The organism is Pectobacterium atrosepticum, assembly GCF_000740965.1.
In the GTDB taxonomy this organism is placed as follows: domain Bacteria; phylum Pseudomonadota; class Gammaproteobacteria; order Enterobacterales; family Enterobacteriaceae; genus Pectobacterium; species Pectobacterium atrosepticum.
Genome location: NZ_CP009125.1, coordinates 3,213,571 through 3,231,095 on the forward strand (window position 1 = coordinate 3,213,571; position 17,525 = coordinate 3,231,095).

Consider the following 17,525-nt stretch of genomic DNA (forward strand, 5'->3'; position numbering starts at 1 on the left):
TGTGAAATCCACGCAGGGTGAGAAATCTTCTGGAGAGTTATTTAATATGAAAAAACATACGCAAAATGATGAGGCTGATAGCCTGCCTGTTTTTGCTTTACTGGCACTGGCCATGACGGGTTTCATCTGTATATTGACCGAAACAATCCCAGCGGGTCTTTTGCCTGGCATAAGTTCTGACCTTAATATATCACCATCCGTTGCCGGGCAGATGGTAACCGCTTATGCAGCGGGTTCACTTCTGGCCGCCATTCCCCTGACTATCATGACCCAGGCATGGTCCAGACGTCTGGTTTTGCTTACTACGGTGGGCGGCTTTCTGCTCTTCAACAGCCTGACGGCTTTATCTGATAGCGTTGCTGTCATTATGTGCGCCCGCTTTCTTGCCGGTGCAGCTGCAGGGCTGGCATGGAGTTTAATTGCGGGCTATGCAAGAAGAATGGTTGCTCCTTCACTTCAGGGACGGGCTCTTACGCTGGCAATGATTGGTACCCCTGTCGCACTTTCCCTTGGCGTGCCTGCAGGAACCTGGCTGGGGGATCTCCTGGGGTGGCGTCTGACCTTCGCCGTTATGTCCGGATTATCCGTGGCACTGATGGCCTGGATCATTCTGGCTGTGCCTGATTATCCAGGGCAGGCCACCCGGCAAAAAATGCGTCTCACTTCTGTCCTGTTGATCCCCGGTATCCGTCCTATTCTGGGAGTGGTTTTGACCTGGATGCTTGCGCACAACATTTTGTATACCTATATCGCCCCTTTCCTGTCCCAGGCAGGGCTTTCATCAAGCGTGGATATTGTTCTGCTGGTTTTTGGCCTGGCTGCGATGGTCGGGATTTTCATCACCGGCAAGGTGATAGACTCCGGCCTGCGTATTGCCGTGCTTCTTTCACTTTCAGTATTCGCCCTTGTTTCGGTCATCTTTGGTATTTCAGCCACGTCCCCCGCCGTGATTTATCCCGGAATAGCAGTCTGGGGCCTGACGTTCGGAGGCGCTGCGACATTACTGCAAACAGCCCTGGCAGATACGGCGGGTGAGCATGCTGATATTGCGCTTTCAATGAATGTGGTGACCTGGAATAGCGCTATCGCTCTTGGTGGCCTTACAGGCGGGCTTTTGCTCAGACATGAAGGAGCCAGTTCTTTACCCTGGGCCCTACTTGCTCTGTTAATCGTTGCTCTGATTATTGCCTTTCGTGCCAGGAACCATGGATTCCCTGCGGGGGAGCGCTCATCGTAAACAACTTGATTATATTTTTGTCAGGGCGATTAAGCCTGCCCATGACTTTCTTATAAGAGGTCGTAAAAAAGGTCGAGGGGCATGTGTTGGCAGGGTATGGACACTGGCTACCCGAGGAATGTCCGGCACAGTTGAATCCACTGGTTGTGATATTTATTAACGACCAATAACAGCACCCTCTGTTTTCCACAAAAACTACGCTTTCGCGTAGTTTTTTATCCCTGGATATTTTCAGTTGAAGGTTAGATTTTACCCTTAACGTACAATAAGTTCCGTTTCCCAAACGAACCCTTACTTGCGGGCTAAAATATCCGTTCCTCCAGCGGATTGCCTTTTTCCAACCGTTTCGCCAACCAGGGTGGGAGACGGTCCGCCATCAGCGCTTGCAAGGCATCGCACTGTGACAGAATAGAGGTGCCCGGAGGGACTTTCATCGGGTGCACATTATGGCGAATAATGCGCGCTGCCGCTGGACCGCCAATCGCTTCGCAAAAGAGCAAATGGCACCCTTTCAACAGCTGCGCACGGACTTCATTCCCCTCTTGTTCCCCTGACTCGCTAGGGTAACGGCGTAGCCCATGTAGCCAGTACCCCGCCTCGTCACACGCATAGATAAAAAACAGCCGACACTGACCAAAATGTCCGTTGATGGTCATGCCATCCTGTGACGAAAATGCAGCCAGTAACTGCGGCTGACGTCCCTTCGGCGAGACCACAGCCAGATGCGGTGGCAGCTCGCCCCGCAGGCAAGCCATCACATTCTGCCAACGGCTGCGCGTCAGGATCGCGGGATCGCCAGGAAACGTGGCCAGCAGCTGTGGCTGATTCAGGGACATGAGAAAAGCCACATCCAGAGAGACATCCTCCCCTTGATTGAGCCAGTGTAATAACTGCGGTGGCGAGAGTTCCGGCAGGCATTGAATCAGCGCAAACAACCGCCAGAACAGACGATCATCATCAGACATGCTCCCCTCCTGTTCATACCACATCAGGTCGTGTGGCACGTAAACTGATCGGAAAAGCAGGTTTCTCTGCTTGCGGATTAACGTAGTAACGTTTTCCCCCTTCCAGTTCAACCTCACCGCCCCAACGTTCGTGGCTATCAAACTCAATCCCGGTCACTCTCGCTTCCAGATCCTGTTTGGCGATATAGCAGTACAGCTGTGCATTGCGTTCACGAAAAATCACCATCGGCATCGCGTCCTCCTTTGCTGCATGTGACGGCCCGAACAACGTCGGGCCGATATGGCGGTCAAAATAACCCCATGATTAGCGAACAAGATCAAAGCCGTAGTCCGTTTTTCCCAGTTTCATGGTGTCGCGATCCAGCTTTTCCAATACCGCATTCACCAGAGAGGTGAGGATCGACATTGCCCCTTCATAACCCCAGGTTGTTTGACGGTGCAGATGATGGCGATCAAACAGCGGGAAACCGAGGCGAATCAGCGGTACTTCAAACTGCTCACCCTTCGCCAGCGTGTCACGCTGAATGAATTTTCCGTAGGAGTTACCGATCATAAAATCGGGCTGTTTGGTGAACATCAGCGAGCGGAAATGCCACAGATCGCAATTGATGTACACGTCGCTTTCCTGTCCATAGGGCGACGCTTCCAGAATTTTTTTCATCGCTTTATGCCAACGTTTATTGCCGTTGTGGCACAGGATCACCGTTGGCTCGCATCCGAGTTCTAATAAGAACTGTGTCAGCCCCATGACAAAATCCGGGTCGCCATACAAACCGAAACGTTTACCGTGCAGCCAGGTATGTGAGTCGAGCATCATGTCCACCAGCCGTCCGCGTTCCAGCGTCAATGCTTCACCGATCGGCACGTCGGTCAGCGCACTGATGGTCATCAGCAGTTTATCCGTTGCGCTTAATCCGATGGGGACTGACACCTCGGTGGCAGGCTGATTCCAGACATCCTGAACCATTTTCTTGGTTTTGATCAGGTGCCACGGCTGCAATAACAGCGTATCAATGGCGTTCGGCGCATCACGCATCTCTTGCTGAGTCGTTCCCCCGGCATACATGCGGTAGTGGCCGTCTGCAGGGGTATCCAGCACCTCGGAAGGGTCGGACAGAATGGCACAGGGGACGCCCATGTCAGCCATCATGCGTTTCAATACCCGATAGTTCCCCAGATAGGTTTCAAATCCCGTCACCAGATTAAGGCGCGGCAGGCTACCCGGCTGATAATTTTTATCTTCCCCTACGGTAAAGGTACGGGCGAAGCCCTCAAACATATTGTCCCAGCCGGTGATGTGGCTACCGATAAAGCTGGGCGTATGGGCATAAGGGATCGGCATATCGGCATCGACAAAGCCATCTTTCTTGGCATTGGCGATAAACGCCTGAAGATCGTCACCGATGACTTCCGCCATACAGGTGGTAGAAACCGCAATGACCTCCGGTTTGTAAAGCGCGCTGGCGTTCTCCAGACCCGCGTTCAGGTTGTTATTCCCCCCGAATACGGCGGCATCTTCCGTCATTGAGTCCGAAACGCAGGCGATCGGCTCTTTAAAGTGACGGTTGAAGTAAGTACGAAAATAGGCAACACACCCCTGCGAACCATGAACATAAGGCAAGGTGTTGGCAAAGCCGAGAGAACACAGCACAGAGCCTAAAGGCTGGCAGGCTTTCGCAGGATCAATGGTTAGCGCTTCGCGCTTAAAATTCAGTTCCTGATACGCTTGCGTGGTGGTCCACTCAAAGACCTCGCGTACCCGCTGCTCATCGTGCGCCTCTTCCAATGGGCGTTTATTGTGAAACAGCGTTTGGTATTCCTCCTGCTCGAACAAGGGGTAGCAGGACTGGGCTTTCTCTGCAGTTTGGCTCATGGTGCTCTCCTCCCGCGCCACTCATCTGTGAACTAACGGGATATCAGGATAATAAGAATCAGGCTGATTTCAGCCACGGGGCTGTCAACGCTTGCCAACTCGGGTTATTGAGCGTCATATCCATATCGCGGGCAAAAATGGCGAAACCGTCATAGCCGTGATAAGGGCCGGAGTAATCCCAGGAATGCATCTGGCGGAACGGCACGCCCATTTTCTGAAAGATATACTTCTCCTTGATCCCCGACCCGACCAGATCCGGTTTTAAGGCTTTGACAAAGGCCTCCAACTCATAGCTGCTGGCGTCATCGAACAGCAGCGTGCCCTCTTTCAAATCAGGCAACGTCCGGTCGTAATCGTCGTTATGACCAAACTCATAGCCGGTTCCGATAATCTCCATACCGAGATCTTCGTACGCCCCGATAATGTGGCGTGGACGCAACCCGCCGAGATAGAGCAGGACTTTGCGCCCTTCCAGTCGCGGACGATATTTGGCGATCACCGCATCCGTTTGTGCCTGATAGCGAGCAATTACCGCTTCGGCGTTTTTCTGAATCGTCTCATCAAACTGCAAGGCAATCTTGCGCAGTGATTCAGCAATTTTGGTCGGCCCGAAGAAGTTGTATTCCATCCAGGGAATGCCATGCTTTTCTTCCATATGGCGTGAGATGTAGTTCATAGAGCGGTAGCAGTGAACCAGATTCAGCTTCACATAGGGGGTATTTTCCATCTCCACCAGCGTGCCGTCGCCGGACCATTGCGCCACGACTCTCAGCCCCATTTCTTCCAGCAGAATGCGTGAAGCCCAGGCATCGCCGCCAATGTTGTAGTCACCGATAATCGCGACGTCATAGGCCGTTGATTCAAAAGGTTGGCCTTCACGGTTATCCAGCACCCAATCGCGGATCACATCGTTGGCGATATGGTGACCTAGCGACTGCGACACACCGCGAAAGCCTTCACAGCGCACCGGAACCACAGGTTTGCCGATAGCTTCACGGCTAACATTCGCGACCGCTTCGATATCATCCCCAATCAGCCCCACCGGACATTCCGACTGAATGGAGATGCCTTTGGTCAACGGAAACAGAAGTTCCAGTTCCTCGATCAATTTGGTGAGCTTTTTATCGCCACCAAACACGATGTCCTTTTCCTGAAAATCGGAGGAGAAATTGAGGGTACCGAAGCTGTCAACGCCGCTAACGCCGTTGTAGTAGTTACGACGCCCCGCGCGGGAATATTGACCGCAGCCAATTGGCCCGTGGGAAACATGGGCCATGTCCTTGATCGGCCCAAATACCACACCTTTGGAACCGGCGTAGGCGCAGCCGCGAACCGTCATCACCCCCGGCTGGGATTTACGGTTGGAAACCAGACATTTTCCGACGCCCTCCTGCGCCGGATCGGCCACCATCATGTGTTTCTTACGCTCTTTACGCGTTTTGTCAGGGAAAACCTCCAGCACTTCCTGGATGATCGCCTGATTGCGTTCACTCGTTGCATTTGCCATTCCAATGTTCCTTCTGCGTCAACTGCCCCCTCACGGCGGCCTATGACGGGGTTAAGCGATCAGGCAGCGTTCTCTTCGGCGGCGGTCTTACCGATGATAGTGGTGTCCTCTTCCTCCATGATGCCGAATTCCATCAGCAGCTCTTCCAGCTCATCCATGGTGCAGGGCACCGGTATAACCTTCATGGTGTTAGCGACAATTTTCTGTGCCAGTTGGCGATATTCATTAGCCTGACTACAGTTCGGGTCATACTCGATCACAGTCATACGGCGAATTTCGGCGCGCTGTACGATGTTGTCGCGCGGGACAAAATGGATCATTTGGGTGCCAATTTTTTCTGCCAGAGCGATGATCAGCTCATCTTCACGATCGGTGTTACGTGAGTTACAGATCAGGCCCCCCAGACGCACCTTGCCGGTCTTGGCGTATTTCACGATCCCTTTGCAGATATTGTTGGCGGCGTACATCGCCATCATTTCCCCCGAGCACACGATGTAGATTTCCTGCGCCTTGTTTTCACGGATCGGCATCGCGAAGCCGCCACATACCACGTCCCCCAGCACGTCATAGAACACGAAGTCGAGGTCGTCGACATAGGCACCTTCCTCTTCAAGGAAGTTGATGGCGGTGATAACACCACGCCCAGCACAGCCAACGCCCGGCTCTGGGCCACCTGATTCTGCACAACGTACGTTGCCGTAACCGATTTGCAGCACATCTTCCAATTCGAGGTCTTCGACCGAACCGACCTCTGCTGCCATCTCCATAATGGTGTTCTGCGCTTTGGCGTGCAGAATCAAACGGGTTGAATCCGCCTTCGGATCACAACCGACGATCATGATCTTCTTGCCCATTTCCGCCAGTGCGGCGACCAAATTCTGAGTCGTGGTGGATTTGCCAATCCCCCCTTTGCCATAAATGGCACATTGACGCATAGCCATGGTGTCTTCTCCTGTTTCGGGTTGAATGCGTGATGCACGTCCTAACCATTGCAGGGAACATACCAGCTGGGCCAATATCATTAATACATTGAATTTTATGGTGTTAATAAAAGAAGGGTCATGAAAGGCGAGACAAACACAAGACAATCAGCGAACCAATTGTTGTAAAGAGAACAATTGTGGTCAGGGAGGGGGCTGAGCGTGTCGGCAAGCCTGTTCAGCCCGCATCACCACGACAGTTTGTTGGCAGCCCGACAGGATGTGGCTGTTTCTGTCTTATTCCACGCAATTCCTCACCCTATCCCTGTGACATTCGCAGCAACCACTCAAGTTAACCCATTAAAAAATAGTGTCATTTTTTCTATACCTCGACATGGCACAGGCTGTGCTACTGACTCGCTGAGACGGTGAATCAGGGGCGCTGCCTGTCATTGCCCATTTTCACCTGCGCCCAACGTGTCACCAGCTCCCAACCAAGAGGAATCCCGCATGACCCGAAAAATGAAAACGATGGATGGGAATGCCGCTGCGGCGTATATCTCTTACGCCTTCACCGACGTCGCAGCCATCTATCCCATCACCCCTTCTACCCCCATGGCAGAAAACGTAGATGAATGGAGCGCACAGGGTAAAAAGAACCTGTTTGGTCAACCGGTGCGCCTGATAGAAATGCAGTCCGAAGCCGGAGCGGCTGGCGCGGTGCATGGTGCTCTGCAAGTCGGGGCCTTGACCACCACGTACACCGCCTCGCAGGGATTGCTGTTGATGATCCCCAATTTATACAAAATTGCCGGTGAGCTGCTGCCGGGCGTGTTTCATGTCAGCGCACGCGCGCTGGCTACCAATTCGTTGAACATCTTTGGTGACCATCAGGATGTGATGGCGGTACGTCAAACGGGCTGTGCCATGCTGGCAGAAAGCAGCGTGCAGCAGGTGATGGATCTCTCCGCCGTGGCGCACCTTACCGCCATCAAAGGCCGTGTGCCTTTTATCAATTTCTTCGATGGTTTCCGCACCTCGCACGAAATCCAGAAGATCGAACTGCTGGACTATGAAGAACTAGAGCCGTTATTGGATCGTGAAGCACTGAATGCCTTTCGCCGTCGTGCCCTGAACCCCGATCACCCAGTGATTAGAGGGACGGCACAAAACCCGGATATTTATTTTCAAGAACGCGAAGCCGTTAACCGCTTTTATGACGCGCTGCCTGAGATGGTGGAAGGCTATATGGCGCAAATCACCCAGCTCACCGGGCGTGAATACCATCTGTTTAACTACTACGGCGCGCCGGATGCAGAACGGTTGATCATCGCCATGGGGTCAGTGTGCGAGACAATTCAGGAAACGGTCGATTATCTGAATCAGCAAGGGGAAAAGGTGGGGCTGCTGACGGTACATCTCTACCGCCCGTTTTCGCTGCCGCATTTCTTTGCCCACATACCAGAAACCGTACAACGCATCGCGGTACTCGACCGCACCAAAGAGCCGGGTTCTCAGGCTGAGCCCTTATGCCTTGATGTGAGAAATGCCTATTACCGCCATGCACAATCACCGCTGATTATCGGTGGACGCTACGCGCTGGGAGGAAAAGATGTTCTTCCTGCACACATCGTTGCCGTATTCGATAACCTTAAGCGCCCGTTGCCGCAAGATAGCTTTACCGTAGGGATAATCGATGACGTGACTCACACCTCATTGCCCGTTTCGACTGCGCCAATCAATACCGCAAAAGCGGGGACTACCGCGTGTAAATTCTGGGGGCTAGGTTCCGACGGTACTGTGGGTGCCAACAAAAGCGCCATCAAGATTATTGGCGATCACACCCCGCTCTACGCTCAGGCCTATTTCTCTTACGACTCGAAAAAGTCAGGTGGCATTACCGTCTCCCATTTGCGCTTTGGGCAGAGCCCGATTACCTCGCCTTATCTGATTCACCATGCGGATTTCATTGCCTGTTCGCAACAAAGCTACGTGGAGAAATACGATCTGCTGGTGGGGTTAAAACCGGGCGGCACTTTTTTGCTGAACTGCTCCTGGACGGCTGAAGAGGTAGCAGCGAAATTGCCTAACGCCATGAAACGCTATCTGGCGCAGCACGCCATCCGTTTCTATACCCTCAACGCGGTACACATTGCGCAGCGCCTTGGGTTAGGTGGTCGTTTTAACATGATTATGCAGGCGGCTTTCTTCAAGCTGGCCGCGATCATTGCGCCAGAAACCGCCGCCGACTATCTAAAAGTGGCAGTAGTCAAATCCTATGGCAGTAAAGGCCAAAACGTGGTGGACATGAATAGCGCCGCGATAGACGAGGGAATGCAGGCGCTGGTCGAGGTAACGATTCCTGCTGCCTGGGCGACGCTGCCGGAGGTGGAAGAGAAGGAGACGCGCACCCTACCGGATTTTATCCGCAATATTCTGGAACCGATGAATCGCCAGGAGGGAGACAACTTGCCCGTCAGCGCCTTTATCGGTATGGAGGATGGGACTTTCCCTCTCGGTACTGCCGCCTATGAAAAACGCGGCATTGCGATTCAGGTGCCCGCGTGGCAACCCGAGGGCTGTACTCAGTGCAACCAGTGCGCCTTTATCTGTCCTCATGCAGCCATTCGCCCTGCGCTGCTGAGTCAGGAAGAGCGAAGCAATGCCCCAGTGGCGCTGTTAAGTAAGGTGGCTCAAGGGGCGAAAGCCTATGAATACCATCTGGCAGTATCACCGCTGGATTGCTCAGGCTGCGGTAACTGTGTCGATATTTGCCCATCACGCGGCAAAGCACTGACAATGCAACCGATCGATAGCCAGCGTCACCAGATTCCGCTATGGGAAGAGGTGCTCTCCCTTGCGCCTAAAGGTAATCCCTTTAACAAAATCTCGGTAAAAGGCAGCCAATTTGAAACACCTCTATTGGAATTTTCTGGCGCATGCGCGGGCTGCGGCGAAACACCCTATGCCAAGCTGTTGACTCAATTATTCGGCGATCGCATGTTGGTCGCGAACGCAACCGGATGCTCCTCCATTTGGGGAGCCAGCGCACCGTCCATTCCCTACACCACCAACCATAAAGGACAAGGCCCCGCCTGGGCTAACTCGCTGTTCGAAGACAATGCCGAGTTTGGCCTAGGTATGCTGCTGGGGAGCCGCGCCATCCGCGATCAACTTGCTCAGGATGTACAAGCTGCTCTGGCCTTACCCCTCACCCCAGCGCTGAATACGGCATTCAGCAACTGGCTGGAACTGAAAGATCGCGGAGAAGGCTCGCGGGAACGTGCCGATACAGTGATCGATATGCTGGCAGAAGAGCGCGGTAAAGATCCCTTACTCACTCATCTCTATCAGAACCGTGATTACCTGACCAAGCCTTCGCAGTGGGTCTTCGGTGGCGATGGTTGGGCATACGATATTGGTTACGGTGGGCTGGACCATGTGCTGGCCTCCGGTGAAGACATCAATGTGCTGGTGTTTGATACCGAGGTATATTCCAACACGGGAGGACAATCATCCAAATCCACACCGGTTGCCGCTATCGCCAAATTTGCCGCCGAAGGGAAACGTACGCGCAAAAAAGATCTCGGCATGATGGCCATGAGTTATGGCAACGTGTACGTGGCACAGATCGCCATGGGCGCGGATAAGACGCAAACCCTGCGAGCGATGGCGGAAGCGGAAGCCTGGCCGGGCCCGTCGTTGATCATCGCCTATGCTGCCTGTATCAATCACGGGTTGAAAGCGGGCATGGGATGCAGTCAGCGTGAAACCCAGCGAGCCGTGGATGCCGGTTACTGGCACTTATATCGCTTCGATCCACAGCGTGTGGATAAAGGGAAAAATCCCTTCTCGCTCGACTCAGACGAACCGGAAGAGAGTTTTCAGGATTTCCTGATGGGTGAAGTCCGCTATGCGTCGCTAAAACGTCAACATCCCGCGATCGCCAATAGCCTATTTGAGCAAACAGAACGGGATGCCAGAGAACGATATGAACGTTACCGACGTTTAGCGGGTGGCTGATCGCAGAAGAAAACACCATGGTGGGCGGATATAGCGAAAGCGCTATCCGCCCCTTCGTACCCCCAGTAAACTTTCCCTTGATCACCGATGAAGGACAGTATCTTTTATATTGCCGATAATTTATCCTCTCCCGCCTTTCGTCATTGACTATAAAAATTAAGCCTGCACTTATGATCTCATCACCCGACGCAACGCCGACGCCGGTTCAATCACCTACGTCAACGCTTGCCGCCTTACGCTCGCCCTCGCTGCTTATGCGCGAAATTTTGGCGGGCACTATCACTGCGCTGGCGCTTATTCCAGAGGTGATATCGTTTTCTATCATCGCGGGCGTAGACCCGAAAGTCAGCCTGATCGCCTCTATTGTCTTGTGCTTCACCATGTCTTTTCTCGGTGGCCGACCCGCGATGGTCACGGCCGCCGCCGGTGCCGTGGCGCTGGTTATCGGCCCGATGGTACACGCACACGGCGTGGCCTATATTCTGCCTGCGGTGATTATGGCGGGACTGATCCAGATTCTGTTTGGGCTGGCTGGGTTGGCGAGAATGATGCGCTACATTCCTCGTTCGGTAATGATCGGTTTCGTGAATGCGCTGAGTATCCTGATTTTCGCCGCGCAGGTGCCGCATGTTTACGGGCACTCCTCGCTTGTCTGGCTGCTGTTTGCGTTAACGGTAGCGATCGTTTTGCTGCTGCCCTATGTGATAAAAAGCATTCCCGCACCGCTGGTCGCAATTGTGACCGTGACGGCGATTGCAATGTTTACCGGCATCACGGTGCCTAACGTCGGCGATGCTGGCCCCATGCAGCCCGGGTTGCCGAGTTTCACCCACTGGCTGGTGCCGTTCAATCTTGAAACGCTGCGCATCATCTGGCCAACCGCGCTCAGTATTGCCTTCGTCGGGCTGATGGAATCGCTGTTAACCGCCAAACTGGTAGACGACATCACGGATACACCGTCCAGCAAGCGCCGCGAATGCTGGGGACTGGGCGTTTCCAATCTCTTCGCCGGATTCTACGGCGGCATTGCTGGATGTGCGATGATCGGGCAAACCGTGGTCAATGTGGAGTTAGGGAAAGCGCGTACGCGTATCTCTACCCTCGCCGCCGCACTGGTGCTGTTGCTGCTGGTGACTGGCCTGAGCGAAATCATGGCTAAGATTCCGATGGTAGTGCTGGCAGGGATTATGATGATTGTCGCGCTGAAAACGATGAACTGGCATAGCCTGCACCCCACTACGCTGAAACGGATGCCGCTGTCGGAAACGCTGGTGGTCGTGGTAACGGTGATCGCCACCGTCTCGACGGCAAATCTGGCAATCGGCGTAGCGGGTGGCGTGATCTTTGCCATCCTGCTGTTTGCACGCCGCGTGGCGCACGTCATTCATGCGGAACGTCGCGTTAGCGAAGACGGGAAGTCGGTGCACTACACGGTACGCGGGCCGCTATTCTTCGGCAGCAGCAATGACCTCTTCGAGCACTTCCTCTATGCGCAGGACCCGCAGAACGTCACCATCGATCTGACGCACGCCCAAATCTGGGATGCCTCCAGCGTAGCGGCGCTCGACGCTATCGAAACCCGCTATCACCGTTACGAAGCGAAAGTCTCGATCATCGGGCTGGATAACCACAGCAGCAAAATTCACCAGCGCCTGTCAGGGCATCTCTGATCGCGCGCAGGCGACGCGATGCTCTGCATTAATCCAATATTCTTGCGTTGGATGTATGCGGCATCGCGCCGGTGTGCCGGGTGTTAGTTCGTCAAACTGACACCCGCCCTCTTGTCCTTGCTGCGCACTAACCTGAACAGCCCGCTTTAACCGGGGATGCGCAGGCGGAATCGATGCCAAGAGAAAACGCGTATACGGATGACGCGCCTCTGAAAATAGCGTAGCTGCGGGTGCTTCTTCGACAATGCGCCCGCGATACATCACACCAATACGGTCAGCAATATGGTGTACCACGCTCAGATCGTGCGCGATAAACAAATACGCCAGCCCCTGCTCCCGCTGTAATGCCAAAAGCAGATTCAGAATTTGCGACTGGATAGAGACATCCAGCGCCGAAACCGGTTCGTCACACACTATCAATTTAGGTTCCAGCACCAGCGCGCGAGCAATCCCGATACGCTGGCGCTGCCCGCCGGAAAACTCATGCGGAAACCGTCCGGCATCCGCAGCGGTAAACCCGACTCGCGTCAACATCTTGACTACCTGCTCCTTGCGCCATTGGCTGTCGTGTATACCGTGGATAATCAGCGGTTCTTCAATGCTGTACCCGACGCTACGCTTGGGGTCGAGCGAGGAGAGCGGGTCCTGAAAGATCATCTGCATGTCGCGCCGCAACTGTCGTAACTGCTCAGCATTCTGTTGCCGGAGATCGTGACCGGCAAAGTGCAGTTCACCGGCATTGGCGGGCGTCAGCCCTAAAATACTGCGCCCCGTGGTGCTTTTGCCACTGCCCGACTCCCCAACCAGTGCGTAAGTTTCACCGAGGAAAATATGGAAACTGACATCATCCAGCGCCACTAGCGTTTTTTTGCGCCATCCGTGCCCAACCCGAAAGGTTTTACGCAGGTTTTTCACCTGTAATAACGGCGCGATCATACACCGCTCCCGAGGCTGTCCGCTTTCCAACAGCGTACTCGATGACCCGATCCGTCAGCCACGGAGAGCACGGGTGGAGAATGGTGACAGCGTTCATCCGCCAGCGGGCAGCGCGGAGCAAAACCACAGCCGGTTGGCGGATGGGACAGCGGTGGGACACTGCCAGTTATCTCCGGTAGCTCGCTTTTGCGCGGCGCATCGAGATTAGGCACCGCTCGCAGCAGCGCCTGCGTATAAGGATGACGAGCATGATCAAACAACGTGAACACATCCGCCTGCTCCACCACTTCCCCCAAATACATCACAATCACGCGTTGACACATCTGCGCCACCACCGACAGATCGTGAGTAATCAGCACGATGCCCATGTCGGTTTCGGCTTTTAACCTATCCAACAGCGAAAGAATCTGCGCCTGAATGGTGACGTCGAGCGCCGTTGTCGGTTCATCGGCAATCAGTAATCCCGGCCCACAGGCAATAGCGATAGCAATCATCACACGCTGGCGCATCCCGCCGGATAGTCGATGCGGATAGCTCACGGCACAGGCGGCCGGATCGGGCATCCCCACCTGAGTAAGCAATTCATGTACCCGCGCTTTCCGCGCCTGACGCGATAGCGTGGTGTGCTGCCGCAGGCTTTCCTCTATCTGTTCACCGACGGTATAAACCGGATTAAGGCTGGAAAGCGGGTCCTGAAAAATCATCGCCAGCGCATTGCCACGCAGACGTCGCCGCGCTTCATCTGACAGCGACAGCAGCGGCTGGCCGTTCAGACTAGCCTCGCCGTCGACCCGACTAGCGCGCGCAGGCAACAGCCCCATCAGCGCATCGGCGGTGACACTTTTTCCACAGCCCGATTCACCGATGATGCCCAGCGTCTCACGCGGTTTCACCTCAAAAGAGATCCCTCGAACGGGGTGCAAGAGGCCAGACGGCACGGCAAACGTGACTTTCAGGTCTTTGACAGACAGTAGCGGCGTTTCACTCATCATATTCACTTTGGGGTCGTTACTGCTTTCAGCAGACGGGAAACCCGACGTGAAAGCGGTTTAAGCGTGGGGTCGGAGATATCGCGCAGGCCGTCTCCAATCATATTCAGAGACAGGATCAAGAGCACGATGGCAATACCGGGGAAAAAGGTCATCCACCAAGAGGTAAAAATTACTTTTTTCCCCTCCAACAATAAATTACCCAGGCTGGGCGTTGGGGCGGGGATCCCCGAACCTAAAAAACTCAGCGCGGCCTCGGTGAGGATCGCAACCGAGAAGATCCACGACACTTGAACGATCAGCGGCGATATCACGTTGGGTAGAATGTGCAGCCAGATGATCCGGCGGCTCTTTGCCCCCTGTGCACGCAGCGCCTCAATGTAATTTTTCTCCTTGATCACCAGCGCCGCCGCACGCATCACGCGTGCCACCGACGGCACATACACCAGCGATAGCGCCAGCACAACATTGGCGGAGTTCGGGCCAAGAATACCGACGATGGAAATCGCCAGCAGCAGAGAAGGAAAGGCAAACAACCCGTCACAAATCCGCATGATGATCGCGTCCAGCAGACGATACCAGGTGCATAGCAGGCCAATCAGCGTGCCAATCGTTCCCGAAATCAGCGCCACAGCGCCACCAACGGACAGCGAAATCTGTACGGCAATCGCCACCCGCACAAACACATCGCGACCAAAATTATCGGTGCCAAACCAGTGCTGAAACGTAGGCGCAGACAGCCGCGCGAGGGGATTCAGCGCATAGGGATCGTAAGGGCTGAGGAACGCGCCCCCTACCGCAACGACAAGAATAAGTAGCAGGATAGCGACGCCCGCTGTCAGGAGTTGATTGGAAAACAGCGCTTTCATGTCACTCCTTCTCCCCAGACAGAGAGATTCGCGGGTCAACGGCATGCCCCAGAATATCCACCGCCAGATTAATCAGAACATAGCTGATGGTAATCAGCAGCACCGCGCCCTGAATCACAGAGAAATCGCGCCGTTCGATGGAATCCACCACCAGCGAGCCCACGCCGGGAATGCCGAACACGCTTTCAATCACAATCGTTCCCGTCACTAGCGAACCGAAAGATTCACCGCAGATAGTTAAAATAGGCAGGAGCGCATTTTTCAAACCGTGGCGCAGTAAAACCCGGTATTCAGATACGCCTTTGGCACGTGCTGTTTTAATGTAGTTTTCACTTAACACGTCGAGCATTACCGCTCGCGTCATGCGGGCAATCAGGGCGGCAATGCGCAGCCCTAACGCCAGTGCCGGGAGCGTCATATACCAGAGATTGACCAGCACATCGCCGCGCGTCGAGCTGTATCCCACGACCGGAAACCAGCGTAACTGCACGGCAAAAAAGAAAATCAGAAACAGCCCGAGTAAAAAGCCGGGAATCGACATTCCCACCGCCGCCAGTCCCATAATCAGGCGATCGAGCAGCCGTCCCTGCTGCGCCGCACTGATCACGCCGGCAGCCAGACCCAGCAGCAGCGCTAACCCTTGCGCATAGAGCGCTAGCGCCAGCGTGGGTTGCAGGTGCTGCAAGAAAAGCGACATCACGCTGGCGTTCATGAAGAGCGAATGGCCGAGATCGCCACGCAACGCCGCACCAAACCACACGACAAACTGTGCCAGCAGGGGCTTATCCAGCCCCATTTGTTGACGCAGTGCGGCGACATCCCCGGGACTGGCATCATTGCCCAGTATCACCAGCACCGGATCGCCCGGCGCCAGATGTACCAGACAAAACACCACAATGGAGACCACCAGCAGCACCGGTATCAGCGCCAACAGCCGATGGAAAATAAACCATCCCATTCGCTTCTCCGCTTACGGTTTTGTGATGCTGACGTTCCACAGAACGGGGCCGATTAAATCCCGATAGCCGTGAACATGATGCTTGATCGCGACCGCATCAGGCGTGGTGCGCCCCAGCACAATCACGGGCAGATAGGTCCAGGTTTGAACGTGAAGTTGATCCACCAATCCTCTTGCCGCCTGTAGCGACGGTGCCTGTTTGATATCATCCAGCAGCGCGTCGATTTCCGGGCTATTGCTCAGACCGGGGAATTTGGCGCGAGAATCAAGGAAAGGGTACTGATGCAGTACCTGACGCATGGAAAACTCCAGCGCGCACAGGTCGAAGTTTTTAGGATCCTGACGCCGCTGTAACACCGTGGCCCAGTCATAGACATCAAGGCGAGATTTCACGCCAATTTGTTTGAGCACCTGCTGTGCAACAATCGCCAGATTGTACAATTCGGCGTATTCCTTGGTGGCGATGATCACCACTTCTTCGCCGTTATAACCGGACTCTTTCACCAGCTTTCTTGCCTCTTCCAGCTTGTGCTGATTCCAGTAAGGCTTACCGGCTTCACTGTGCCAATCCACCTGCTCAGGAAAACCCAATGACGAATCCTCCCTGAAAAAGCGTGGATCGCTGTATCCCGCCAACAGCACCTGATGTACATCGAGCGCCAGATTGAACGCCTGACGCAGTTTCACATCGGCAAACGGTCCACGATTCTTATTGAACAGGTAGGTGATGAGCGATCCCCCTGCTTCGGGGCGATACAGCTTCACATCGCGAGCACGATTCAGTGCCTCAATGTTGTCTTTCGGCAAATCAAAAACGACGTCATATTCACCGGTCAATGCCCCTGCCAGCCGGGTGGACTCATCCGTGATGTAGCGAAACCAGATATCTTTCACCTCTGCCGTCTTCTGGCCCGACAGACCGTTCGCCGGTTCGCTGCGCGAGACATAGCCGTCATAGCGCGTCAGATGCAGATAATCTCCCTGTTTGAATTCCGCCAGCTTGTAAGGACCGGTGCCAATCAGTTCACTCACCGGTTTTTTGCTGGTATTGGCTTCGTCAATCAGGCGCTTAGGCATAATGGAAGGCAGGTTTTTCAAGTCGGCCAGCACATTCAGGGTAATCAGAGACGGCGTCTGTACCGTCAGTTGCACGGTACGCTCGTCAATCCGGCTAAACTGCGCCCCCGGCAGGTTGGCTTTACCCTGCGTGGAAACGGCCAGCCAACGGTTCATCGATGCCACCACATCATCGGCTGTTAGCGGCTGACCATCATGAAAGCGGATGCCGTCGCGCAGTACGAACGTGTAGACCTTGCGGTCATCACTCAGCGAATAGCGTTCAACCAGTTCCGGCACCGGTTCAAACCGATCGTTAATCGTAAAAAGCTGTTCAAAAATGTGGCGCACCACATCCGTGGTCGCACTATTGGTTGTCAGGTAAGGATCGAGCGTACCCGGTCGTTTGCCATAAGCGATATTCAGCGTTGCATCGCGATTGACGGTCTCCGCCAGCGCGATTCCCCAGGGTAAGCTAGCCGCCAGCAAGAGTGCGGCGGCAGGAAAGTTAAACCATTTCAT

Annotated in this window: 13 protein-coding genes; 3 read left to right on the top strand and 10 right to left on the bottom strand. The window is 54.4% G+C overall.

Annotated elements, in window-relative coordinates:
- Positions 1-46 precede the first annotated feature (46 nt).
- Positions 47-1,237 (top strand): MFS transporter, encoded by a 1,191-nt coding sequence (locus GZ59_RS14230; RefSeq protein WP_039295116.1) that lies wholly within the window; start codon positions 47-49, stop codon positions 1,235-1,237.
- Between the two features lie 302 nt (positions 1,238-1,539).
- Here the strand turns inward: GZ59_RS14230 and GZ59_RS14235 are convergent, their stop codons facing one another.
- From GZ59_RS14235 to nifH, 5 genes are all read right to left on the bottom strand, one after another.
- Positions 1,540-2,202: a NifB/NifX family molybdenum-iron cluster-binding protein gene (locus GZ59_RS14235; RefSeq protein WP_039292647.1), complete on the bottom strand. Its 663-nt coding sequence runs from the start codon at positions 2,200-2,202 to the stop codon at positions 1,540-1,542.
- Between the two features lie 13 nt (positions 2,203-2,215).
- Entirely contained in the window at positions 2,216-2,434 is a 219-nt protein-coding gene (gene nifT / locus GZ59_RS14240; RefSeq protein WP_039292650.1) for a putative nitrogen fixation protein NifT, read from the bottom strand.
- 72 nt (positions 2,435-2,506) lie between these two features.
- Positions 2,507-4,075, bottom strand: a complete 1,569-nt coding sequence (gene nifK, locus GZ59_RS14245) for a nitrogenase molybdenum-iron protein subunit beta (RefSeq protein ID WP_039292652.1) — start codon at positions 4,073-4,075, stop codon at positions 2,507-2,509.
- A 58-nt stretch (positions 4,076-4,133) separates the two neighbouring features.
- Positions 4,134-5,582, bottom strand: coding sequence for a nitrogenase molybdenum-iron protein alpha chain (gene nifD, locus GZ59_RS14250; protein WP_039292655.1), 1,449 nt, complete (start codon positions 5,580-5,582; stop codon positions 4,134-4,136).
- Between the two features lie 59 nt (positions 5,583-5,641).
- Positions 5,642-6,523, bottom strand: a complete 882-nt coding sequence (gene nifH, locus GZ59_RS14255; protein WP_011094487.1) for a nitrogenase iron protein — start codon at positions 6,521-6,523, stop codon at positions 5,642-5,644.
- A 489-nt stretch (positions 6,524-7,012) separates the two neighbouring features.
- On the opposite strand from nifH, the gene nifJ reads away from it, so the two are divergent.
- Entirely contained in the window at positions 7,013-10,525 is a 3,513-nt protein-coding gene (nifJ, locus tag GZ59_RS14260) for a pyruvate:ferredoxin (flavodoxin) oxidoreductase (RefSeq protein ID WP_039292659.1), read from the top strand.
- A gap of 170 nt (positions 10,526-10,695) precedes the next feature.
- Complete coding sequence (locus tag GZ59_RS14265; RefSeq protein ID WP_039292661.1) at positions 10,696-12,195, top strand: SulP family inorganic anion transporter; 1,500 nt, start codon at positions 10,696-10,698, stop codon at positions 12,193-12,195.
- On the opposite strand, the gene GZ59_RS14270 is transcribed toward GZ59_RS14265, so the two are convergent.
- The 5 genes from GZ59_RS14270 to GZ59_RS14290 are packed head-to-tail and all read right to left on the bottom strand — an operon-like array spanning position 12,181 to position 17,525.
- Positions 12,181-13,131, bottom strand: coding sequence for an ABC transporter ATP-binding protein (locus tag GZ59_RS14270; protein WP_051623305.1), 951 nt, complete (start codon positions 13,129-13,131; stop codon positions 12,181-12,183). The two genes, GZ59_RS14265 and GZ59_RS14270, sit on opposite strands and share 15 nt — an antisense overlap.
- On the bottom strand, positions 13,128-14,123 hold the full coding sequence (locus tag GZ59_RS14275; protein ID WP_011094491.1) for an ABC transporter ATP-binding protein: 996 nt from the start codon (positions 14,121-14,123) through the stop codon (positions 13,128-13,130). The genes GZ59_RS14270 and GZ59_RS14275 overlap by 4 nt, the downstream gene beginning before the upstream one ends.
- A 2-nt stretch (positions 14,124-14,125) precedes the next feature.
- Positions 14,126-14,989 carry an ABC transporter permease gene (locus GZ59_RS14280; protein WP_011094492.1) on the bottom strand — a complete coding sequence of 288 codons (864 nt, stop codon included), beginning with the start codon at positions 14,987-14,989 and terminating at the stop codon, positions 14,126-14,128.
- 1 nt (position 14,990) lies between these two features.
- Positions 14,991-15,947 (bottom strand): ABC transporter permease, encoded by a 957-nt coding sequence (locus GZ59_RS14285; protein WP_011094493.1) that lies wholly within the window; start codon positions 15,945-15,947, stop codon positions 14,991-14,993.
- A gap of 12 nt (positions 15,948-15,959) precedes the next feature.
- On the bottom strand, positions 15,960-17,525 hold the full coding sequence (locus tag GZ59_RS14290; protein WP_011094494.1) for an ABC transporter substrate-binding protein: 1,566 nt from the start codon (positions 17,523-17,525) through the stop codon (positions 15,960-15,962).